Below are 22,644 nucleotides of genomic sequence, written 5' to 3' on the forward strand. Positions count from 1 at the left end.
GTTCAGCTGGCTACCCTCGCGGCAGCCGCCTAAATTGATTGCGATGACGAAGGTTTACAAGAATTGCGCCCGTGGAGTAGTGGTGGGCTTGCTGTGGTTGGGGGCCCTGGTTTCGGCCCGGGCCCAGGAAAGCTGCCTGCTGGTGCCGGTGCCGCTGGCCGAACGCGTGGCGGCCGCGCCGCTCATCGTGGAGGCCGGCGTGGGCGCGCAGCAGGCCGTTCGGAGCGAGGACAGCCACATTTACACCCTCAGCCAACTCACCGTGTACGCCGTGTTTCGGGGCAAGGAGCCGGCCGCGCTGCAGCTGGCCGAAGCGGGCGGCACCGTGGGCCTGCGGCGCGAGGTGGTGAGCCCCGGCGTGGCCCTGGCGCCCGGCCAGCAGGGCCTGTTTCTGCTGGAGCCCAACCCGGCGCAGCCCGGCACCTACCGCCTAGTGGCCGGCCCGCAAGGCCTGGTGAGCTACGACCTCACCGCCCGCTCGGCCACCGAGCCTTTTCGACAATACCCGTCCATTGCGGGCGCGCTGTACCCCGCCGTGGAGGCCCTGACGGGCCAGCCGCGCCGGGTGGTGCAGCCCAATGCCGCCCTGGGCCGGGCGCAGGCCGCGGCCCGGCCGGTGGCGCAGCCCGTCATCACGGGGTTTGCGCCGGCCAGCGTGGCGGCGGGCAGCGGCGCGGTGCTCACCATCGACGGGGCCAACTTTGGCGCCACCCAGGGCAGCGGGCACGTCGATTTCCCAAACGCCAACGACGGCGGCAGCAGCTTGGCCAGCGCCAACCCCACCGACTACGTCTCGTGGACCGATACCCGGATTGAGGTGCGGGTGCCTTCGGTGGTAATTGCCAACGGGCGGACGGCGGGCACGGGCGTGTTTCGGGTGGTGAACGCGGCCAACGAAACGGGCAGCAGCCCGTCGGCCCTCGTGGTGGTGTACGCGCTGAGCAACGTGCTGCCGGGCGGCAGCAGCACCCCCGGCCGCCCCCGGCTGGTGAACGACGACGGCGCCGGCGGCTACACCCTGCAGTACAGTCCCAGCTTCGTGACCGTGACCGGCGCGGCCGCGGCCTTCGAGCGGGCCCTGGCCACCTGGAGCTGCGCCAGCCGCCTGCGCCGTGTGGTGGGGAGCCCGGTGAGCACCGAGGCCACGCCCACCAACGGCGTGAACGAAGTCAGCTTCGGCACCTTGAGCGCGGGGGTGCTGGGCGTCACCCGGTCCTATTTTTCGGGGTGCTTCGACGGGGACGGGGTGGTGCAGTTTTCGCTCGATGAAACCGACTACGTCTTCACGCCCACGCCCTCGGCCGGCACCACCTGGCAGTTTGGCCCGGCCGCGCCCGGCACGGCGCAATACGATTTCGAGAGCGTGGCGCTGCACGAGCAGGGCCACGGCACCCAGCTCACGCACATCATCGACCCCACGGCGGTGATGCACTTTTCCCTCACCAACAGCCAAACCCGGCGCACGCTGAGCACCGCGTCCGACGTGGCCGGGGCCGCTGACGTTTTCACCTACAGCCTCACCAACCCCTGCGGCGACCCCGGGCCCGTGGCCACCGCCGTGCCCGCCGGCTGCCTGGGCTCGCTGCCCGTGGAGCTCACGGCCTTCAGCGCCCGCTACCAGGCCGGGCGCGGCACCCAGCTGGACTGGGCCACGGCGGCGGAGCACCACAGCGCGTATTTCGCCCTCGAAAGCCAGGAGGCCGGCGCGGCCGCGTGGCAGGAAATCGGGCGCGAGCCCGCCGCTGGCACGTCCGCCCGCGCCCACACCTACCAGGCCCACGACCCGCGCCCGCTGGCCGGCACCCGCTACTACCGCCTGCGCCAGGTAGACCAGGACGGTACCACCGCCTACTCGCCCCTGGCCGCCGTGTCGGGCGCGGAAGACGGCCTGAGCTTGTACCCCAACCCGGTAGCCGGCCGCCTGCAGGTGGGCGGCCCCGCCCGCGCCGGCCAGCTGCGGTGCTACGACCTGGCCGGGCGCGAAGTTGCCCGCTTCGCCCTCACGCCCGGCCCCAACGACCTCGACGTAGGCGCCCTGCCCGCCGGCCTCTACCAAGTGGAGTGGACCGACGGGGCCACTACGCGCCGCGCCCGCCTGCAAAAGCTGTAGCGGCCTGGGTCGCCGTCCAACCCAAAAGCCCGGCATACCGAGGTACGATGCGTTTCCAGAAGTACCGGAAGGGCATCGTACCTCGGTACGCCGGGCTTTTGCAGTTCCGGAAGGGCACTGTACCTCGGTACGGTGGGCTTCCGGATACTCGTGAAATGCTCCGCACTTCGGTACAATAGGCTTTTGGAACTACCGGAAACGCCTCGTACTTCGGTACGGTGGACTTTCGGATGTGCCGGAAGTGACTCGACGCGAAGTGCGAGCCACTTTCGGTAGTTCCGAAACCCGCCCCGCCGAGGCGGGAGGGGTTTGGGGCCGGGCGCTTTAGCCGGCTACGGCTTCGGCCAGGGTTTCCTTGCGCTCGCCAATTTGCTGGCGCCACATGGCGTAGTAGAGGCCTTTTTGCGCCACAAGCTCCTCGTGGGCGCCCTGCTCGGCAATGTGGCCGCGTTCGAGCACGAAGATGCGGTCGGCGTGCAGGATGGTGCTCAGGCGGTGGGCAATGAGGATGGTCATGTGCTGGCGCGAGCCCGAGAGCTCCCGCACGGTCTTGCCGATTTCCTCTTCCGTGAGCGAGTCCAGGGCCGAGGTGGCTTCGTCGAACACCATGAGGGTGGGCTTGCGCAGCAGGGCGCGCGCGATGCTGAGGCGCTGCTTTTCGCCGCCCGAAACCTTCACGCCGCCCTCGCCAATCACGCTGTCGAGGCCCTGCGGGGCGCGGGCCAGCAGCGTATCGGCCGCGGCCTGGCGCAGGGCGTGCAGGCATTCCTCGTCCGTCGCGTTGGGCGCCACGAAGCGCAGGTTCTCCCGAATGGTGCCGCTGAATAGCTGCGTGTCCTGGGTCACGAAGCCGATTTGCTCGCGCAATTCATCCAGGTCGATTTCCGAGCCGGGGATGCCGTTGTAGCGAATCTGGCCCGAGAGGGGCGGGTAGAGGCCCACCAGCAGCTTCACCAGGGTGGTTTTGCCCGAGCCCGAGGGACCCACAAAGGCAATGGTTTCGCCGAGCTTGGTGCTGAAGGAAATATTGGTCAGGGCGTTATTATTGGCCGTGAGGTGCTTGAAGCTGACGTGGTCGAAGGCCAGGTTGTCGATGTGGGCCACCGACTTGGGGTGGGCCGGCTTCACGTCCTTCGGCGTGTCGAGGATGGTCTGGAAGTTGCCCAGCGAAATCTCCGTTTCGCGGTAGATGCCGATGATGGCGCCCAGCTCCTGCAGCGGCCCGAAGATGGAGAACGAGTAGATGAAGAACGAGAAAAACTCGCCCAGGCTAATGTGGTTTTGCACCCGCAGGTACAGGAGCAGCATGATGATGATGTTGCGCAGCAGGTTCACGAACGTGCCCTGCACGAAGCTCAGCGAGCGCAGGTAGCGCACCTTGCGCAGCTCCAGCTTCAGGATTTTGGCGGTGGTGCCGTTCAGGCGCTCGGTTTCCTGCTGGGCCAGGCCCAGGCTCTTAATCAGCTCGATGTTGCGCAGGCTTTCGGTGGTGGAGCCGGCCAGCGCCGTGGTTTCGGCCACAATGGTTTTCTGGATGACCTTGATGCGCTTGCTCAAAAAGAAGCTCAGAATGCCCAGCAGCGGAATGGTGAGAAAGTAGCCCAGGGCAATGGGCCAGTACACCGTGATGGCGTACCACATGACGAACGTGATGCCCACCAGCGCGGTAAAAACCACGTTCACAAAACTCTGAATCAGTTTCTCTACGTCGATGCGCACCTTCTGCAGCTTGCCCAGCGTCTCGCCCGAGCGTTGGTCCTCGAACACCTGGTAGGGCAGCTCCAGCGAATGACGCAGGCCGTCGGAGTACATCCTGGCCCCCAGCCGCTGGGTAATGACGTTGACGTAATAGTCCTGAAAGTTTTTGGCGATGCGCGACACCATGGCCACGCCTAGCATGAGGCCCACCAGCGGGATGGCCTCCCAGAAGAACGGCCAGAAGGACACCAGCCGCACCCCCGCCACATCGGGGTACTTGGCCGTGAAATGGTCCACCAGCTGGCGGAAAAAGTAGGGGTCGAGCAGCGAGAACACTTGGTTGACGGCGGCCAGCACCAGGGCCAGCACCAGCAGCGGCCAGTAGTTGCGCAGGTAGCTATAGAGTATTTTCATGAAGCAAGCGAGAGCGAGAAGGCGGCACCAGCCGCCGGAGAAGTAAGCTAACCCGTGGGAGCCATAATGGTTCGGGCCCGGCACCGCGCGGCGCCGGGCCCGAAACCGGTAGGGCAACAAACAACCGCGCTACGCCAGACGGGCCACTGGCCGGCGCAGCAGGTACACCACCACCAGCAGCACCAAGAGCACCATCGCCGGCATGCCGTTGGGCTGAAAGCCTTTGTCGGTGGTGGCCGGCAGCAGGCCGCCCGGAATTTTGGTGGCGTGCACCCACACCGCCCCAATCATGATGACGATGAGGCCCAGCGCCGCCGGGCGCACCGTGCGCGGCACCAGCAGCCCGATGCCGCCCAGCAGCTCGGCCCCGCCGATGAGATAGGCAAACCACTCCGGGAAGCCCATGCTGCCAAACATTTTGGCGGTTTCCGGGCCGTGGCTCAGCTTGTTGAAGCCAGAGAAAATGAACATGGCCGCCAGCAGCGCCTGCAAAATCCAGGCAATGACGTTGCGTACAGAAGGACTCATAAGGTAAAAGGGGGAAAGTGAGAAAATACGATGCCGGTTGGCGCGCCCAAAGTACCGGCTGCCGCGCGGCTGGCAATGCTGACGCAAGCCGGACGCTAATATTTTATTTCCTCTATAATAAAAAAACCTCTGCCGCCGGCTACCGCAAAGGGTGCCGGCGGGGCAGGAGAAGCCCGAAAATTGGGATTTATCCTAGTGTCAGTTTCAGTATTTTCCCCAGAAAGAACCCGTACTTTCCCCGAATATTTAGAATATAGCCGAGGGTAAATTTGTAAAGCCAATAGCGGCCGCCCTCTACTCGGCGCAGTCTGGGCGCTCCGCGGCCGGCTCCCCCTTTATCCGCTCACCTATTCCTTTCCGCTATGACCGTCGTTTATCACGAATTACTGCCCGACAGCTACTTGCTCATCCTCGCGCCCAGCCGCGCCGACGAGCCCGAAGCGGCCCTGGCGCACTCGCTGCACTGCGCCCAGCGCAGCGGCAAACCCGCCGTGTGGGTTGATTGCGGCATGCTGCACTCGCTTTCCGACGAGGCCGCCGGGCTGCTGTGGGGCGCCCACCACCAGCTGGAGGAAAAGCACGCCCAGCTGGTGCTGGTGCACGTGCCCGAGCGCGTGAAAAAAGACCTGCTCCAGCGCGAGCTGGGCCCGGCCCCCTGCATGGTGCCCACCCTCCTCGACGCGGCCCGGCAGCAGGCCACCCAGGCCCAGCACCGCGCGGTCTGATTTCACCCCCGCTCTGCGACCAGATAGGCTACTCACTTATTGCCGCCTCATGCTACCCTTTGCTTTCGCGCCCGTTCCGGACGGCCTGCCCGCCGACCAGCGCGCTCACTGGCAGCGCCGCCAGCTCACGGCACGCAACACCCTCGAACTTCAGGCCCTCACCGGCAGCGTGGCCAACGCCGAAACCGTGGCTTTCTTCCAGCGCTACGTGCGCGGCGAAATCACGCTGGCCCAGGCCATTGCGCAGGTGCGCGAGCAAATGGCCCAGGAGCACCAGAGCTACCGGCAGTTTCTGAACCGGCGGAACATTATATAGTTCGGGCGCGGTGCCACAGAAAGAAAGGTCATGTCGAGCTTGCCGAGACATCTCGCGTGCTGAAGTAATCAGTTTTCCGCGGCGAGATGTCTCGGCAAGCTCGACATGACGGCCCGAATGCGCGACGATTTTTCGCGGCTTAATCCTCCGGCGTGACCACCGTGGAGCCGCTGCCGCCGGCGCTGCCGTTGAGCAGGAACTCGCGCAGGCGGTTGATGTGCTTTTTGATTTCCTCGATGCGCTCTTCCTGCTGCACCGAGTAGGGGCCCACGCCGCGGGTGGCCATGCTGCTGAGCAGGTTTTTGCGCTCCTCCATCATGCGCAGGGCCACCCAGAGGGTTTCTTCCAGGGTTTGCTGGGCGCTGTGGAGCAGGCCGTCGGCCGTGAAGGCGTGGCCCGTGTGGCAGCGGTAGCGCAGCAGCTTGCCGTGCTCCACCTCAAACAGGCTGCCGCCGCAGTCGGGGCAGGTGAGGGGCACGGGGTGCGCTATTTTGAGTACTTCTTCGGTGGTTCCCACGACTCTTTCCGCAATGGCGGCCTCCTGTTTTAGGTCTTCCGGTACTTCTGCTTTGCGCTCGGATACTTTGCGGGCGGTGATTTCTTCGAGCAGCGCGCCCATTTGGTTCAGCGGCACCACGTAGTCCACGTCCACGTTGCGCAGGGCGGTTTCGGGCATGCTGGGGTACTCGGCTTCGTGCGGGTCCTGCACGATGGCGATGCCGCCGCAGCGCTTGATGAATTCGAGGCCGGCGGTGCCGTCGTGCAGCATGCCGGTGAGGATGACGCCCACCACGTTGGCCCCAAAGGCCACGGCCGCGGAGCGGAACAGGGCATCGGCCGCCGGGCGGTAGTGGTTTTCGCGCGGGCCCTTGGTCACGAGCAGGTGCGGGGTGCCGCCGTCTTTGGCCAGCAGGTGGCGGTCGGGCGGGGCCAGGTACAGGGTGCCGGCCTCGATGGATTCGCCGTGCACGGGCAGGCGGCAGGGCATGGCGGTGTGGCGGGCCAGGCGGTCGACGAGGTGCTGGCCGTCGGAGTCGGGCGCGAAGTGCTGCACCACCAGCACGGCGGCCGTGAGGGTGGCTGGCAGCTGGGCCACGAGCTGCACCAGCGCGGGCATGCCGCCGGCGCTGGTGCCGACAACAATCAGATGGGAAGGAGCGGGCATTGAGCGGAATGGAAAGGACTGTGAGTATCTACGCCAATGGTAAGCAAATGGGGCATCATTGGCGGGTTTTTCCGGTAAATTTGTTGCAGGCGGTTGAACTGCATTCCCGCGCGTCGTTTTGGTTTCGGCGGCCGGTTTGCTTGCTTGTTTTGCGGCCTTTTCCCTGCCCTGATGACTCCCAACGACCTAGAACCTGCCACCGACGAGCCCGGCGTGGTGCTCACCCCGCTGAAGGATTTGCCCCGCGACGCCGACGAGCCCCTCACGCCCACGCTGCTGCGCGAGGCCGGCCGCCTCGACGAAGCCGCCGCCGACAAGTTTCCGCTGGTGGGGCTGGGCGGCTCGGCGGGTTCGCTGGCCGCGTTTGAGCATTTCTTTCTGGCCATGCCCGCCGATAGCGGCATGGCCTTCGTGGTGGTGACGCACCTGGCGCCCGACCAGGACTCGATGCTGGTGGGCGTGCTGCAGCGGTTCACCAAAATGCCGGTGCTGGAGGCCGAAGACGGCCTGCGCGTGCGCCCCAACCACGTCTACGTCATCCCGCCCGACCGCGACATGAGCATCCTGCACGGCACGCTGCTGCTGTTTGCGCCCACCCAGCCGCCGGGCCGCCGCCTGCCCATCGACTTCTTTTTCCAGAGCCTGGCCAAGGATGCGCGCGAGCGCGCCGTGTGCGTGGTGTGCTCGGGCCTGGGCACCGACGGCACCCTGGGCCTGAAAATGGTGATGGAAAACTTTGGGATGGTGATGGTGCAGGACCCCGCCACCGCCGAGTACGACGCCATGCCGCGCTCGGCCCTGGCCACCGAGTTTGTGGACTACGTGCTGCCCGCCGAGCAGCTGCCCGCCAAGCTGCTGCAGTACGTGCGCCACCCCGACCGCCGCCCCCGCCTCAAGGAGCCCGAAAGCACCAGCAAGCCGGCCCACGCGCTGCAGAAAATCTTCCTGCTCATCCGGGCCCAGACCGGGCACGACTTCTCGTTCTACAAGCGCAACACGGTGTTCCGGCGCATTGAGCGGCGCATGAACGCGCACCAGATTAAGGAATTCACGCACTACGTGCGGTTTTTGCAGGAAAACCCGGCCGAGGTGGAAGCCCTGTTCAAGGAGCTGCTGATTGGGGTGACCAAGTTTTTCCGCGACCGCGAGGCCTACGAGCACCTCAAGGGCCGGCTGCTGCCGCTGCTGCGCCAGAAACCCGCCGACAGCACCGTGCGGGCCTGGGCGCCGGGCTGCTCCACCGGCGAGGAGGCCTACTCGCTGGCCATGACGCTGCTCGAATGCCTCGACGGCGTGGACCCCGGCAAATACCTCCGGCTCCAGATTTTTGCCACCGACATCAACCCCGACGGCATCGACTTCGCCCGCAGCGGCTTGTACACCGACAACATCGTGGCCGATGTGAGCCCCGAGCGCCTGCGCCGCTTCTTCACCAAAACCGAGGGCGGCTACCGCATCAAGAAGGAAGTGCGCGACGTGGTGGTGTTTGCCGTGCACGACCTCAACAAGGATGCGCCCTTCACCAAGCTCGACCTGCTGGTGTGCCGCAACCTGCTCATTTATCTGAGCGCCGAGCTGCAGCGCAACCTCATTCCGGTATTTCACTACGCCCTCAACCCCGGCGGCCTCTTGTTTTTGGGGCCCAGCGAAAACCTCACCGGCTTCCAGGATTTGTTTCAGAGCCTGGACGTGAAGTGGAAGATTTCGCGGCGCACCGACACGCCGGCTTCCGTCACGCGCCTCGCGGCGTTTCCCTTCAACCTGGTCCGGCAGCCCACCGCCTCCGCGCCCACATCCACTACCGGCCCCATGAGCCCCGATTCCGTTCGCAAGGAAGGCACCTTTGCCACCCTGGTGCAGCGCCTGCTGCTGCGCCAATACACGCCGCCCGCGGTGGTCATCAACGCCAAGGGCGAAATCCTGTACGTGAACGGCCGCACCGGCCGCTACCTGGAGCCCGCCCCCGGCCTGGGGGGCCTGAACCTCTTCGACATGGCCCGCGAGGAGCTCAACTACGAGCTGAGCAGCGCCGTGCACCGGGCCGCCACCACCCGCGAGGCCGTGGTGACCGACAACGTGAAGCTGCGCCAGGACGGCGGCGTGCAGCTGGTGCGCGTGACGGTGAAGCCCCTGGAAGAAAACGAGCAGCTGGCCGGCCTGTTGCTGGTGGTGTTTGAGGAGCAGCCCACGCCCGCCAAGGTGCGCACCGGCAAGGCCCGCCTAGCCGCCGACCCCGGCCACGAAGCCCAGGTGCAGGCCCTGGAGCGGGAGCTGCAATACACCAAGCACCGCCTCCAAACCACCATCGAGGAGATGGAAAGCAGCGTGGAGGAGCTCAAGAGCACCAACGAGGAGCTGCAAAGCGCCAACGAGGAGCTGCAAAGCACCAATGAGGAGGCCATGACCAACAAGGAGGAGATGCAGAGCCTGAACGAGGAGCTGATGACCCTCAACATGCAGTACCTCAGCAAAACCGAGGAGCTGAGCCAGGCCGCCAACGACATGAAGAACCTGCTCGACGCCACGGAAATTGCCACCATCTTCCTCGACAACGACATGGTGATAAAGCGCTTCACGCCGCCGGTGCACCGCATTGTGCCCCTGCTGCCCGCCGACGTGGGCCGCCCCATCACGCACTTTGCCAACACCCTGCGCCACGAAACCCTGGCCCAGGACGTGCAGCAGGTGCTCGACCGCCTCGTGGTGGTGGAGGCCAACATCCAGACCACCCGCGGCGAGTGGTACGCCATGCGCATCCTGCCCTACCGCACCCTCGACAACTACATCAGCGGGGCCGTCATCACCTTCACCGACATCACCGGCCTCAAGCGCCTCGAAGCCCAGCTCCAGGAAAGCACCCGCTTCGCCGAAAGCATTGTGGAAACCATGCGCGAGCCCCTGCTCGTGCTGGGCCCCTGGCAGCAGGTGCTGGCCGTGAGCCAGGCCTTTGCCGAGCTGTTTGGCCTGGACGCGGCCCGGGTGAAGGGCCTGCCCCTGCGCGAGCTCGACGGTGGCGTGTGGCAGCAGCCGGCCCTGCGCCAGCGCCTGGAAGACGCCCTGGCCCACCCGGCCGAGCCCTTCGAGGACTTTGCCTTCACGGCCGACTTTCCGGCGCTGGGCCGGCGCACGCTGCAGCTCTACGGCCGCAGCCTGGTGAGCCAGGGCGCCCCCACAGGCCCGCTGCTGCTGGGCGTGCGCGAAGTGCGCGAGGAATAGAAACTAGAACTAGAAACCCCAGGCGGCTACCGGGGCTGCCTGGGCGGGCGCTGGAACGTGGCCCCGGCGCGGTCGAGCAGGGCGCAGTAGGGGCAGCGCTTGCCGGAGGGGCCTTTGCCGGGCCGCCGGTCAGCGGGGGCCACGCTGCGGGCCACGGTGCATTCGTCGTTGTCGTGCCACACGTCGTCGAGGGCGATGCCGCGCAGGGGCGAGTAGAAAGCAGGAATACGCATGAAGGACTATCCGGTGCTGGCGGGTGAAGCCCCAGCAGAACCAGACAACAGCTTACTAACTGACAGTGGAAGGATTAAGTTGCCGGGTTGGCATCAAGGGCGCGGCGCACGTCGGGCCAGCTCAACTCGCCGGCCACGTAGCGGGCGTAGAGCTGCCGGGCGTAGGCCGTGGCCTGCGTCTTGAGCTTGGGGTGGGTGAGCTGGAGCTGCCGCAGCACGTTGGCGCGCTGCTCCGGCGTCTGGGCGCTGGGCCCGAAACGAGGGTCGTAAGCCACGGTAGATGAGCTTGGGTGAAAAGGAATCGAAGCGTAGTGCAAATTTCCGGCGGCGCCTGCCCGCCAGGCAAGGGGCGAATACGGATTTTGGGGCGCGGGTAAATACCGAATGTTGGGGGCGCCGGGCTGGCGGGGGCCTCACCCCCCGGCCCCCTCTCCCCAGGGAGAGGGGGAGCCAGTCAACGTTTTTGCTTGTCCATTCTCATATCCCAAATTGTCTACCTGAAAAACGCCTGCGCCGCCGTGGCACCCCCTCTCCCTGGGGAGAGGGGGCCGGGGGGTGAGGCCCCACATCAGAACGACCAAGCACGGGAGGCCCAATGCTAGCACAAACTCTTCATCAGTACATTCACCGCATGGACCACCACCGAGAAGACTATATCCTTAGCGCCGACAAACGCTTGTATGGCAAACTCAACTTAAAGGGCCGGGCCAGCGCCATGCGCCGCGAGCCCACCGAAGCCGAAAATGTCCTCTGGCAGGCCCTGCGCGGCGGAAAAGTAGGCGCCAAGTTCCGCCGCCAGCACCCCATTGACCGTTACATCGTGGATTTTGTCTGCATCGATACTAAACTGGTGGTGGAAACCGACGGCGACGTGCACCTCAGCCCCGAGCAGCGCGACTACGACGCCGGCCGCTCCGCTCTGCTGGCGGAAATGGGCTTTCGGGTGCTGCGTTTCTCGAATGAGCAAGTGCTGGAAGAGTTAGACGCCGTGCTGGATGCCATAAAAGGGGCACTGATAGGGTGAAGCTGGTGGCGTGAGGCCCCCGCCGGACCGTCCCGCCGTAGTAGCTTTGGCAATCCTCCACCGCTGCGCACCATGCCCGCCGTTCCGTCCGTCCAGTTTGCCTACCGCCCCGACCTCGACCTCTTCACCGCCCGCTGGCAGAGCCTGACCCTGGCCGCCACCACCCAGGCCGAGTACGACGCCCTGCTGCAAGCCCCCGAAGCCCTGGGCACCCCGCACTGGCTGCTCGACGTGCGCCGCCGCCCGCTCATCACCCTGGAGTCGGCCCGCTGGGTGACGCAGGACTGGCTGCCCCGCGCCGCCGCCGCGCTGCGCCCCGCCCGCCTGCGCCTGGCCTTCCTGGTGGCCCCCGTGCGCGCCGAAAACCTGCGCCTCGACCCGGCGCTGCGCGCCGTGATGGAGGCCGCCTACGTCCCCGGCCACCCCTTCGACCTCCGTACTTTTACGGACGAGGGCGCCGCCGTGGCTTGGCTGCTGGGGCAGCTGGCGTAAGGGCGCCCCAGCCGGATTTAATCGGGGGTCGGACCCCCGAAATCGAGGGTCCGACCCCCGATTTCGACCCACAGTGGACCGATTTCCTGGGTCTGACCCCCGATTTCGGGCCAACGCGGCCCGAAATCGAGCCAAGCCGGCCCGAAATCGAGGGTCGGACCCGCGATTTCGGACTAAAGAGGACCGAATTCGAGCCAAAGAAGCCCGATTTCGAGGCTCGCGGCTTCAAAATCGGGCTTCTTTGGCTCGAATTCGGGGTGGGCCCCGGCGGGTGGGAGCTTAGGGCTGGGCGGCCTTGGCCTTGCGGCCGGCGTTGGCATGGCCGGGGAAGCGCTGGCTCAGGTCCTCGTAGGCGGCCTGGGCGCCGGGCTGCTTGTTCTTGGCCAGGTACTTCACGTTGCCATACACCGTAAGAGAGTTGCCGTAGGCTTCGGAGCCGGCCACCATCACCGTGGAGTCGAGGTCGAGGGCCAGCTGCTCGAACTGCTGGCGCAGGGACGTGAGGGCGGTCATGCCGGCCACGTCCTGCTTCAGCTCGGCCAGGTCCACGAAGCCGGGCACAAAGGCGGGGTTGTTGGTGGCGTAGTCGGCGGTTTTGCTCACGAAGGCCACCGTCTTGTCGGCCATGCGCAGCATGGTTTTGCGCTCCTCGGGCGTGAGCGACAGCAGGTAGGGGCCCAGCTCGGCCTTGATGGCGTCGAGCTTGGCCTGAACCGACGCCAAAACGGCGGCGGGAATGTCGGTGTGGAACTCGTTGGGCATAAGAAAAAAGCTTTGGGGTAGGGTTTAGGTAAGCGGCGCCACTCGGCGGGCGGAAGGTAGTGGTTTTTAAGCCGTACCCGTTGGGTTTGCGTATCTTCCCCCGACGACTTCTCCGCGCGCCCATGTTTCCCGCCGACTCCTCTGCTCCCCAGGCTTCCGGCCCCGACGACCCCCACGCGGCCCTGCTGGCCCTGCGCGCCCGCGCCGAGCAGCGCCGCCACCTGGTGACGCAGGCCGGCGAGCAGCACTCGCCCGAAGAAGTGCAGCGGCTGCTGCAGGAGCTGCAAGTGCACCAGATAGAGCTCGAAATGCAGTACGAAGAGCTGCTGCTGGCCCAGGCCGAGGCCCAGGAGGCCCGCGCCGAGTTCATCGACCTCTACGATTTTGCCCCGGTGGGCTACTTCACCCTCAACCACCTGGGCGCTGTCACCCAGCTCAACCTCTGCGCCAGCCAGCAGCTGGGCACCGTGCGCCAGCGGCTGACGGGGCGGCGCTTTGCCCTGTTTGTGGCCCCGCCCGACCGCCTGGCGTTCGGCCAGTTTCTGGCCAAAGTGCTGACCAGCGACGGCACCCAAAGCGGCGAGTTCAGCTTGCAGCGCGAAGACGGTACGCCTTTCTACGCCCAGCTCGAAGGCCTGCGCGCCCCCGGCCCCGACGGGCCGCAGTGCCGCCTGGCCGTGCTCGACAACACGGCCCGCCGCGTGGCCGCCGACGCCCTGGCCGCCAGCGAGGCCCGCTTTCGCCGGCTCTTCGCCGACAGCAACGACGCCGTGGTGCTGCTGCAGGGCCACCAGTTTGTGGACTGCAACGAGGCCGCCGTGCGCCTGCTGGGCGCCCGCTCCAAGGCCGACATCGTGGGCAAAGCCGCCTGGGCCCACGCCCCCGAGTACCAGCCCGACGGCCGCCGCACCATCGACCTGTTTCGCGACACCACCGAAGCGGCGCTACGCACGGGCTCGCAGCGCTGCGATGCTATGATGCTGAAAAACACGGGCGAGGAAATGTGGGTCGAAGCCGTGCTCACGCCCATCGAAATGGGCGGCCCGCAGCCGCTGGTGCACATCTTGTGGCGCGACGTGACCCGCGCCCGCGCCGCCCAGGAAGAGCTGCGCCTCAGCCAGGAGCGCCTGCAAATGGCCCTGGCCGCCTCCGAAAGCGGCGTGTGGGTGTGGGAGCTGGCCGGCCACGAGCTGTACTGGGACGCCCGCGCCCAGGCCATTTTCGGGCTGGACTACAACCCCGAGCCGGTGTCGTTTGAGGTGCTGCGCGGCGCCGTGCACCCCGACGACCTGCTGGGCGTGGCCGCCGGCCTCAAGCGCGCCCTCGCCGGGCACACGCCTTTCGATTTGGAGCACCGCATTGTGTGGTCCGACGGGGGCGTGCGCTACGTGGCCGCGCTGGGCAAGGTGGTGTACGACGAGCACGGCCAGCCGCTGCGCCTCATCGGCATCATGCGCGACGTGACGCCCCGCCGCGAGGCCGAAAATGCCCTGCGCCGCGAGAAGGAATTCACCGAAAGCCTGCTCGACAACTCCATCGACGGCATCATCGCCCTGGACCGCGAAACCCGCATCACGGCTTGGAACGCCGAGGCCACCCGCCACTTCGGCCAGGAAGCCGCCGCCGTGCTGGGCCGGCCGCTGTTTGAGGTGCTGCCCTTCATGAACGACAAGGCCCACACGGGCGTGGCGCAGGCCCTGGCCGGCGAGCGGGTGACCTGCCCGGCCCAGCCTTTTGTGGTGCGGCCCGGCCAGTACGACGCCTACCTCATCCCGCTGCAAGACGACGGCAACCCCGAGCCCAGCGGCGTGCTGGCCATCATCCGCGACGTGGCCGAGCGCGACCGCCTGGCCGAAGAAGCCACCCAGCTGCGCCTGCGCCAGCAGCAGGAAGTGCTGGCCGCCATCCTGGCCACCCAGGAAACCGAGCGCAAGCGCATTGCCGAAGGCCTGCACAACGGCCTGGGCCAGCTGCTCTACGCCACCAAGCTCAGCCTGGAAAACCGCGCCAACCGGCTGGTTTCGCCGCGGGACGCACTCAAGCTGCTCGACGACGCCATTCGGGCCACGCGCACTATTTCCTTCGAGCTCACGCCCGGCGTCCTCGAAGACTTCGGCCTGCGCACCGCCCTCGAAACCCTGGTGAAGCGCATGGCGCCCGCCGGCCTGCCCGTGCGCCTGCACCTGCTGGGCCTGGAGCAGCGCCTGCCGGCGCCGGTCGAAATTGCGGTGTATCGGGTGGCGCAGGAACTCCTCAACAACGTGATGAAGCACGCCCGGGCCACCGAGGTTGAAATGCACGTGGTACACGAAAACGGCCACCTCGAAGTGAGCGTGGAGGACAACGGCTGCGGGTTCGACCCGGCCACCCTGGCCACGCAGCCGCTCACGGGCATCGGCCTGTCGGGCGCGCGCAACCGCGTAGCTCTGCTTGGGGGCGAGCTCTTCATCAAGTCGCGGCTAGGCCGGGGCACCATCATCAGCTTCGAGCTGCGCGTGTGAGTTAGGTTCGGTTGGGTTTTTGTGGGACTAGCCGTGGCCCCGCGGCGGTGCCTTTCGGCGACGAAAATCCGGCCCCGGGCGACGCCGGCGAACCTATTCGCGGCGGCCGTTGTACGTTTGGAGCCTGTTGATGAGCCACAAGCGTTAACTTTACGAGAACCAAGCCGACCCGTATTTGCCATGAAATCTACGTTGATAGCCGGAGTTGCGTTGCTGATGTTAGGCCTGGCCGGCTGCAAGCACGACGCCGACACCCCCGACCCGGAAGGCCCCGTGGTGCCGCCCACGGCCTACGTGCTCGACCCCGTGCCCGACTACTTCCCCACCCGGCCCGCCGACCCGGCTGATAACCCCCTCACGCAGGAAGGCGTGGCCCTGGGCCGGCACCTGTTCTATGAAAAAGCGCTGTCGTTGAACAGCCAGGTGGCCTGTGCTACCTGTCACCAGCAGGCGCGGGCCTTCACCGACGGCCTGGCCCACTCCGTGGGCGTGAACGCCACCAAGACCGTGCGCAGCGCCATGGCCCTCAACAACCTGGCCTGGGAGCCCAAGCTGACCTGGGACGGCGCCGCCACCGGCCTCGAAAACCAGGCCCGCATTCCCATCGAAAACCCGCTGGAAATGCACCAGAGCCTGGCCGTGGGCGTGACCCACCTGCAGGCCACCGACAACTACCCGGCTATGTTCCGCAAGGCCTTCGGCAGCAGCACCATCACCGAGGCCAACGTGCTCAAGGCCCTGGCCCAGTTCGAGCGCACGCTGGTGTCGAGCAACTCGCGCTACGACCGGTACCTGAAAGGCGACCGCACGGCCCTCACGCCCGATGAAGCCGAGGGCATGCGGCTCTTTAACACGCACCCCGTCAATACCGGGCCCGTGGCGCTGCGGGTGCGCGGCGGCAACTGCGGCGACTGCCACTCCGTGCCGCTGCAAACCAACTTCACTTTCAGCAACAACGGCCTCGACGCCACGCTGACCGACCTGGGCCTGGGCGCCATCACCGGCCTGGCCACCGACAACGGCAAGTTCCGCGTGCCGTCGCTGCGCAACATTGCCCTCACGGCGCCCTACATGCACGACGGCCGCTTTGCTTCGCTGGAAGATGTGCTGAGCCATTACAACGAGCACATTGCCCCCAACAGTCCCAACATCGACCCGCAGATTCCGGCCGCCAGCAACCTCAGCGGCGGCGGGTCGCTGGGCCTGACGGCCGCCGAGAAAACGAAAATCATCGCCTTCCTGCGCACCCTCACCGATTCCACCTTCATCAAGGACCCGCGTTTCGCCAGGCCCTAGCCGGTTGGCGGCACCCAGGAGAGCGGCGGGCCGCAAGCCGCGCTGTGCCGTAAATTTGTGGTTTAGGGCCACCTCTGGCAATGCTGCTGCCGGCTCTACAACTTTTATCGCCTTATGCTCCTGCCACTTCGCGCCACCCTCATTCTGGGCCTTTCGGCCGCCACGCTGCTGAGCGGCTGCGAAAGCCGCAAGCCCTCCGCGGCCACCAAGCCCGCCGCACCTGCCACCGCACCCGCCGCCGAGGCCCGCTACGAGTGCCCCATGGGCTGCGCCGGCAGCCAGAGCACCAAGCCCGGCAAGTGCCCCACCTGCGGCATGGAACTGGAAAAGAAGTCCTAAGCCACGCCCACGCCAACGGCAGAATCTTGCAGGTTTTGGCGGCAATTTTATGCGCCCGAAGTTTCGGCGGTGGGTAATTTTGGGAAGCTGCCAGCCGTTGTGGCAGCGCGCCGGCCGCACGGCCGCGGGCGGTACCTAACCTTCTTTCGCCATGGAATCCCTTCGTTTCAAAACCAACATCAATTGCGGCAATTGCATCAAAGCCGTCACGCCCGCCCTCAACCAGCAAGTCGGCGCCAATAACTGGCAGGTCGACACGGCCAACGCCGACAAAATCCTGACTGTGACGGCCCCGCAGGCCACCGCCAGCCAGGTAGTGAAAGCCGTAGAATCAGCCGGATTTGAGATTCAGCCGCTGGCTCGGTAAGCTTCATAGCCTCCAATAAAAAAGGCGTTTCCAATGCGGAAACGCCTTTTTTATTGGAGGCTATGAAGCTTACCGAGCCACTTTCTGGGGGTGCGCACGGGAGGCCGGGCCAAAGAGGGCCAGCCAGCCAAGCACCAGGAAAGAAAGTACAGGTTTCATCATCGGGTGCAGGTGCGCAACAAGCCTTCCGGACATACAACAGCCGGTTTGGGTGGAACAGCGTCTACAAATTCCCAATGCAAACGACTGTATAATCTCGTTAAAAAACAGTCTCTCGGTGTTTGTTTTACTGCAGGCTCACCGATTCGATATCCAGGCTGAGCGGGGCGCCCGTCACCGGGGCCGCGTCCCACACCACCTGCACTACTTCCGCCTCGGCAAGTTTGAAGGCTGGGGCCGTGGCGGGCTGGTAGGTCAGGGGGTTGAAGCCGGGGTAGGGGCAGGGCATCAGCAGCAGGGCATCGGGGCGAAAGGCATTGAGCGGCAGGCGCACGTCCCGGAGCTCGGCGTCCAGCGGCAGCGGGGCCGAATACGTCACGGCGTCTTTGGTGGTCAGGGTCACTTTGGCGCGGGCGCCGGGCTGGCTGCTGCGGGCCCGCACCACCACTTCCGTGAAGCCGGCCAAATCCGACCGGCGGCCCGCCAGCTTGTCGCCAAAATAGGCCCGCAGGCTGGCCGCCGGGCCGGTGGCGGCGGGCTGGCCGGCGCGCGGTGGGCCCTGCACCAGGCGCAGGGCCAGCGTACCGGCCGGGGTGGTCACGTAGTCGGTCAAGGCGTCATTGCCCACGCCGCGCGCTTCAATTTGCTCTTGGTCGCGGCTGGCCAGAAACAGCGGCAGCTGCGTGCCGGCGGCCACAATGGGCACTTCCCAGTGCTCGGCGTGGGCGTAGTCCCAGTCGCGCGGCTGGCCGCTGTAGCCGCCGGGAAAGGTGAGGGTTTGCCCGCCTTTTTTCAGCACCAGCCAGTAGCGAAGCTGGCCGGGGTAGAGCAATTCGGCCGGCACGGTGGCTTCGTAAGCGGCGTAGGCGGGGCTGCTGGTGGGCAGCGTGCGGGTGCGGCCGTAGTAGTGCTGGGCCACCAGCAGCACGCTGTCGCCCGGGCTCACGCCGCTGAGGGTGGCGCTCAGGCGCAAGGGCTGCCCCGCCGCGGCCTGCGTGGGCGGCGTGTGGCGCGCCTGCTGCTGGGCACCTTCCAGGAAGGTAAACCCTTTCGGCGCGGCGAATTCGCGCAATTCGCCGGGGCCAAACGCGGTGCGGGGCGTGAAGGCGGCCGTCGATTTGCCGGCGGCGGCCAGCAGGTACACGCCGGGGCGCACGGTGAGGCGGCCGTCGGTGGTGCGCGCCGCAAAGGAGTTGTCGTCGTTCAGCGGCTTCAGCGAAAAGCTGGGGCCGAGGTCCGGCAGCGCCAGCGTGAGCGGTTGCTCGTTCCACGAAATTTGCGTGACGGGCTTGCTGAGCGAGGCCTTTTCAAACGGGTCGCGGATGGGCACGGCGTCGGGCAGCACTTCCAGGCGCCACACGCCGGGCGCCAGCTGGTCGAGGAAATAGGCGCCGAGCCCGCCGTAGCGCACCACTTTCGAGGAGCCCACGCCGGCCACGTGGCGTAGCCGGGCGGCCTGCCTGGGCGTGGTGCTGGTGTTGGCGGTGTAGTAGAATTCCTCCGGCGTGTTCATCTCGCTCAACTGCTGGCGGTAGCTCACGTGGAAGGCGCCAAACACGGAATCCTGCGGGTAGCGCGCGAACTGCTGCCCGCGCTTCACAGTGCGAAACACTTTGCCGGCGATGAGCAGGCTGATGGCCTTGGCCGGCGTATAGGCCAGGTTTAGATAGTGGGTCTGGTACTCGGTGTTGGCGTAGGCAATGGGCAGCGGGTCGTAGGCAAACTGCGTGGCCCACTGAAAGCCGGCCTCGCGGAAGCTGCGGGCCATAAACGGGTACATCACCGGCTGAATGATGTCGGCCGACTCAAACTCGTACACCATCCGGGCCTTGCGGGCGAAGCGCGGGTCGGTGCGGTAGGGGATAGGGTACTGGTCGACGTAAGGCAGAAAGTTGCCGCGCAGCGCGTGGTTGGCCACCAGGCCCTGCGGGTACCACTGAAACGTGAGGCCGTCGACCTTGGCGTTGAGCACGGCCTGGTACACGTCCGGGTTTTCCGATACGTTGTAGAACACCGGCTTGCGGCAGCCCGTGGCCCGGATGGCGGCGGCCATGCGGTCGGCGAAGCTCGTCACTTCGCGTTCGGGTTGGTGGTAGCGCGGCTCGTTGCACACCTCGAAGGCCAGAATGTCGGGGTCTTCGCGGTTGAGCGTTTGGGTGTAGGGGTTGCGGTGGTTGAGAAACTGCGTGAGGTACCGCTCCTGGGCCGCAATGGCGCGCGGGTTGGTGTAGGCTTCGCCCTTCGAGAAAATGCTCGAAAAGCCCGTGCCGGTATCCTTTTCGGGGTAGCCGTTGTTCCAGTAGGCAATGGGCGTGAGGATGATGCGGATGCCGCGCTGCTTGAGCTCGTTCACCAGAAAATCGAGCAGGCGCAGGTGCTCGTTTTCCAGCAGGTTGCCGGTGGTGTCGGTGATTTCCACGTCCCAGACGTGCACCCGGAAGGCATCCACGCCCAGGCGGCTCAGGTGGTACACGTCCTGCCGGATGGCCTGCTCGTGGCTCACGCCCAGGCGCTGCAGCGCGCGGTAGGAGTAGGCAAAGGGCGCGGTGTAGTTCACCCCAAACAAGGCCACTTCCTGCCGGCCCTGCTGCCAGCGCAGCACGCCGTTGTTGTCCACAAACACGTCGCCGCGCGGTTCCTTGGCCGTTTTTTGGGCCCGGGCGGGCGCCAGCGCAGCCAGCAGAAACACGATACTCAGCAGCAGCATCCGGCGTTGCGACATGGGGCGGGTGGGATTGGGAAGAGGTCGAGCAGGAGAGTACGCGAAAGTACGCCTGCGGGGTGGCTCAGGCAAACGTTTGCGCATTTGCAACGCGGGCGTGTTACTTTTCGGCCCGCAAGGCATTTTGCTGGCCGTTTCCGGCCAAATTGCGTACGCGGGAAAAGTTTTCCCGTTTCCGTTCACCCCACCTCGTTTTCCATGTCTGCGTCTCTCGCCCAAGCCGTTGCGGCCAATTTTCACCAACACTTTGGTTATGAGCCGCTGCTGGTGCGGGCGCCCGGCCGGGTGAACCTCATCGGCGAGCACACCGACTACAACGGCGGCTTCGTGCTGCCCGCGGCCGTGGACAAGGAAGCCGTATTTGCCGTGGGACTGAACCAGGGCGCGCAAATCCGCCTCGTGGCCCACGACTTGGGCGAAACCCTGGAGCTGGCCAACGCCGCCGAAATCAGTCCCAGCGACACGCACTGGGCCAACTACCTGCTGGGCGTGGCGGCGCAGTTTCAGCAGCGCGGAGTGGCCGTGCCGGGGTTCGACTGCGTGTTTGCTGGCACCGTGCCACTGGGGGCGGGCATGTCGTCGTCGGCGGCCATCGAGTGCGGCCTGGCTTTCGCTCTTAATCGCCTGCTCGGGGCCGGGTTTGAAACCATGGAGCTGGCCCGCATCGCGCAGCTGGCCGAGCACACCTACGCCGGCGTGATGTGCGGCATCATGGACCAGTTTGCCAGCCTGTTCGGGCGCGACGCCCACGTGGTGCGCCTCGACTGCCGCTCGCTCGAATACGAGTATTTCCCCTTCGATACCCAGGCCTGCCGCATCGTGCTCTGCAATTCGGGCGTGAAGCACAGCCTGGCCAGCTCCGAATACAACACCCGCCGCCAGGAGTGCGAGCGCGGCGTGAGCGTGCTCCAGCAGCACCACCCCGAAGTGGTCAGCCTGCGCGACGCTACCATGGAAATGCTCGAAGCTCACCGCAGCGAGCTGGGCGGCACCGTGTACCGCCGTTGTGCCTACGTGGTGCAGGAAAACACCCGCGTGGAGGCCGCCTGCCAGCACCTAATCGACGGTGACCTTGCCGCCTTTGGCCAGGAGATGTATGGCAGCCACGCCGGCCTGCGCGACGACTACGAAGTGAGCTGCGCCGAGCTGGACGTGCTGGTGGAAGCCGCCCGGGCCGCGCCCGGCGTGTTCGGCGCCCGCATGATGGGGGGAGGCTTCGGCGGCTGCACCATCAACCTAGTAGCGCCCGACAAGGTGGACGCGTTTATCGAAAGTGTGGGCAAGGCGTATGAGGAGAAATTCGGCCTGAAGCTCGAAACCTACCAGACGACGATAGTGGATGGGGTGGGGGTGGTGGCCAAATAGGCCGTCATGCAGAGCGCAGCGAAGCATCTTGCCCGCAACAGTAAATCCATCGTGAAAACGTTAATAAATAGTGGTGGCGGGCAAGATGCTTCGCTGCGCTCTGCATGACGTTCTTGCTAAAAACCACCCAACTCCATGTCCGCTTCCTTCGATTCCACCGAACACCCGCACCGTCGTTTCAACGCCCTGGCCGGCGAATGGGTCCTCGTGTCGCCGCACCGCTCCAAGCGGCCCTGGCAGGGCCAGCAGGAAGAAACCGAGCAGGACCAGCGCCCCGCCTACGACCCCACCTGCTACCTCTGCCCCGGCAACAGCCGCGTGGGCGGCGAGGTGAACCCGAAGTACGAGTCGACCTTTGTCTTCAACAACGACTTCGGGGCCCTGACGGCCGACGTGCCCACCGGCGGCGTGAACGAAGGCGGCCTGCTGCGCGCCGAGGCCGAATCGGGCATCTGCCGCGTCATCTGCTTCTCGCCGCGGCACGATTTGACCCTGCCCCAGATGACGGTGCCCGCCATCCGGAAAGTGGTCGATTTGTGGGTGGAGGAATTTCAGACCCTGGGCGCGCGGCCCGACATCAACTACGTGCAGATTTTCGAGAACAAAGGCCCGATGATGGGCTGCTCGAACCCGCACCCGCACGGCCAGATTTGGGCCCAGCGCACCGTGCCCGGCGAGCCCGCCAAGGAGACGGTGCAGCAACTGGCCTACTTTCAGGAACACGGCCGCACGCTGCTGAGCGACTACCTCAAAATTGAGTTGGAAAAACAGGAGCGGGTGGTGCTCGAAAACGAGCATTTCGTGGTGCTGGTGCCGTTCTGGGCCGTGTGGCCCTACGAAACCATCATCATCTCGCGCCGCGCCGTGCAGGACATTACCCAACTCACGCCCGACGAGCGCGACGCCCTGGCTGACGCCGTGCGCCGTCTCACCATTCGCTACGACAACCTGTTCCGCATCTCCTTCCCGTACTCGGCCGGCCTGCACCAGCGCCCGACGGATGGCCAGGAACACCCGGAATGGCACCTGCACATGCATTTCTACCCGCCGCTGTTGCGCTCGGCCACGGTGCGCAAGTTCATGGTGGGCTACGAGATGCTGGGCGACCCACAGCGCGACGTGACCCCCGAATTCAGCGCCGGGCGGCTGCGCGAGCAGTCCGAAGTGCACTACAAAGACGCGGGCGAATAAGGTTTTAGAATGATAACAGTC

Annotated in this window: 19 protein-coding genes; 12 read left to right on the plus strand and 7 right to left on the minus strand. The window is 66.0% G+C overall.

Features of this window, described 5'->3' with window-relative positions; all coding sequences use genetic code 11:
- Positions 1 to 43 precede the first annotated feature (43 nt).
- On the plus strand, positions 44 to 2,110 hold the full coding sequence (locus I2H31_RS08445) for an IPT/TIG domain-containing protein (RefSeq protein WP_196292588.1): 2,067 nt from the start codon (positions 44 to 46) through the stop codon (positions 2,108 to 2,110).
- A gap of 324 nt (positions 2,111 to 2,434) precedes the next feature.
- On the opposite strand, the gene I2H31_RS08450 is transcribed toward I2H31_RS08445, so the two are convergent.
- Positions 2,435 to 4,222: an ABC transporter ATP-binding protein gene (locus I2H31_RS08450; protein ID WP_196292589.1), complete on the minus strand. Its 1,788-nt coding sequence runs from the start codon at positions 4,220 to 4,222 to the stop codon at positions 2,435 to 2,437.
- Between the two features lie 129 nt (positions 4,223 to 4,351).
- Entirely contained in the window at positions 4,352 to 4,750 is a 399-nt protein-coding gene (locus I2H31_RS08455) for a DoxX family protein (RefSeq protein ID WP_196292590.1), read from the minus strand.
- Positions 4,751 to 5,112: 362 nt separating this feature from the next.
- Here I2H31_RS08455 and I2H31_RS08460 point away from each other — a divergent pair, with 362 nt between their 5' ends.
- Together I2H31_RS08460 and I2H31_RS08465 are read left to right on the plus strand one after the other, a co-directional pair.
- Positions 5,113 to 5,475 carry an STAS domain-containing protein gene (locus tag I2H31_RS08460; RefSeq protein WP_196292591.1) on the plus strand — a complete coding sequence of 121 codons (363 nt, stop codon included), beginning with the start codon at positions 5,113 to 5,115 and terminating at the stop codon, positions 5,473 to 5,475.
- 49 nt (positions 5,476 to 5,524) lie between these two features.
- A complete protein-coding gene (locus I2H31_RS08465; protein ID WP_196292592.1) occupies positions 5,525 to 5,791 on the plus strand; it encodes an antitoxin VbhA family protein in 267 nt (88 codons plus the stop codon).
- 139 nt (positions 5,792 to 5,930) lie between these two features.
- On the opposite strand, the gene I2H31_RS08470 is transcribed toward I2H31_RS08465, so the two are convergent.
- The gene (locus I2H31_RS08470) at positions 5,931 to 6,956 is read right to left on the minus strand and encodes a chemotaxis protein CheB (RefSeq protein WP_196292593.1); all 1,026 of its coding nucleotides are present in this window, start codon (positions 6,954 to 6,956) and stop codon (positions 5,931 to 5,933) included.
- 171 nt (positions 6,957 to 7,127) lie between these two features.
- Here I2H31_RS08470 and I2H31_RS08475 point away from each other — a divergent pair, with 171 nt between their 5' ends.
- Complete coding sequence (locus I2H31_RS08475; RefSeq protein ID WP_196292594.1) at positions 7,128 to 10,172, plus strand: CheR family methyltransferase; 3,045 nt, start codon at positions 7,128 to 7,130, stop codon at positions 10,170 to 10,172.
- A gap of 26 nt (positions 10,173 to 10,198) precedes the next feature.
- On the opposite strand, the gene I2H31_RS08480 is transcribed toward I2H31_RS08475, so the two are convergent.
- Both I2H31_RS08480 and I2H31_RS08485 read right to left on the minus strand, forming a co-directional pair.
- Entirely contained in the window at positions 10,199 to 10,405 is a 207-nt protein-coding gene (locus I2H31_RS08480; RefSeq protein ID WP_196292595.1) for a hypothetical protein, read from the minus strand.
- Positions 10,406 to 10,479: 74 nt separating this feature from the next.
- Positions 10,480 to 10,680 carry a hypothetical protein gene (locus I2H31_RS08485; RefSeq protein ID WP_196292596.1) on the minus strand — a complete coding sequence of 67 codons (201 nt, stop codon included), beginning with the start codon at positions 10,678 to 10,680 and terminating at the stop codon, positions 10,480 to 10,482.
- A 356-nt stretch (positions 10,681 to 11,036) separates the two neighbouring features.
- Here I2H31_RS08485 and I2H31_RS08490 point away from each other — a divergent pair, with 356 nt between their 5' ends.
- The gene (locus I2H31_RS08490; RefSeq protein ID WP_230687600.1) at positions 11,037 to 11,429 is read left to right on the plus strand and encodes an endonuclease domain-containing protein; all 393 of its coding nucleotides are present in this window, start codon (positions 11,037 to 11,039) and stop codon (positions 11,427 to 11,429) included.
- Between the two features lie 72 nt (positions 11,430 to 11,501).
- Complete coding sequence (locus I2H31_RS08495; protein ID WP_196292598.1) at positions 11,502 to 11,921, plus strand: hypothetical protein; 420 nt, start codon at positions 11,502 to 11,504, stop codon at positions 11,919 to 11,921.
- A gap of 279 nt (positions 11,922 to 12,200) precedes the next feature.
- Here I2H31_RS08495 and I2H31_RS08500 read toward each other — a convergent pair whose 3' ends face one another.
- Positions 12,201 to 12,683: a hypothetical protein gene (locus I2H31_RS08500; RefSeq protein ID WP_196292599.1), complete on the minus strand. Its 483-nt coding sequence runs from the start codon at positions 12,681 to 12,683 to the stop codon at positions 12,201 to 12,203.
- 122 nt (positions 12,684 to 12,805) lie between these two features.
- Here I2H31_RS08500 and I2H31_RS08505 point away from each other — a divergent pair, with 122 nt between their 5' ends.
- The 4 genes from I2H31_RS08505 (at position 12,806) to I2H31_RS08520 (ending at position 17,186) form a co-directional block, all read left to right on the plus strand.
- Complete coding sequence (locus I2H31_RS08505; protein ID WP_196292600.1) at positions 12,806 to 15,184, plus strand: PAS domain-containing sensor histidine kinase; 2,379 nt, start codon at positions 12,806 to 12,808, stop codon at positions 15,182 to 15,184.
- Between the two features lie 180 nt (positions 15,185 to 15,364).
- Complete coding sequence (locus tag I2H31_RS08510) at positions 15,365 to 16,480, plus strand: cytochrome-c peroxidase (RefSeq protein WP_196292601.1); 1,116 nt, start codon at positions 15,365 to 15,367, stop codon at positions 16,478 to 16,480.
- A gap of 114 nt (positions 16,481 to 16,594) precedes the next feature.
- Positions 16,595 to 16,819, plus strand: a complete 225-nt coding sequence (locus I2H31_RS08515; RefSeq protein ID WP_196292602.1) for a heavy metal-binding domain-containing protein — start codon at positions 16,595 to 16,597, stop codon at positions 16,817 to 16,819.
- Positions 16,820 to 16,970: 151 nt separating this feature from the next.
- On the plus strand, positions 16,971 to 17,186 hold the full coding sequence (locus I2H31_RS08520; protein ID WP_196292603.1) for a heavy-metal-associated domain-containing protein: 216 nt from the start codon (positions 16,971 to 16,973) through the stop codon (positions 17,184 to 17,186).
- 286 nt (positions 17,187 to 17,472) lie between these two features.
- Here I2H31_RS08520 and I2H31_RS08525 read toward each other — a convergent pair whose 3' ends face one another.
- On the minus strand, positions 17,473 to 20,067 hold the full coding sequence (locus I2H31_RS08525) for a cellulase family glycosylhydrolase (RefSeq protein WP_196292604.1): 2,595 nt from the start codon (positions 20,065 to 20,067) through the stop codon (positions 17,473 to 17,475).
- Between the two features lie 198 nt (positions 20,068 to 20,265).
- Here I2H31_RS08525 and galK point away from each other — a divergent pair, with 198 nt between their 5' ends.
- Entirely contained in the window at positions 20,266 to 21,432 is a 1,167-nt protein-coding gene (gene galK / locus I2H31_RS08530; protein ID WP_196292605.1) for a galactokinase, read from the plus strand.
- 135 nt (positions 21,433 to 21,567) lie between these two features.
- Positions 21,568 to 22,623 carry a UDP-glucose--hexose-1-phosphate uridylyltransferase gene (locus I2H31_RS08535; protein WP_196292606.1) on the plus strand — a complete coding sequence of 352 codons (1,056 nt, stop codon included), beginning with the start codon at positions 21,568 to 21,570 and terminating at the stop codon, positions 22,621 to 22,623.
- The last annotated feature ends 21 nt before the right edge of the window (positions 22,624 to 22,644 follow it).

The organism is Hymenobacter ruricola (assembly GCF_015694525.1).
GTDB classification, from domain to species: domain Bacteria; phylum Bacteroidota; class Bacteroidia; order Cytophagales; family Hymenobacteraceae; genus Hymenobacter; species Hymenobacter ruricola.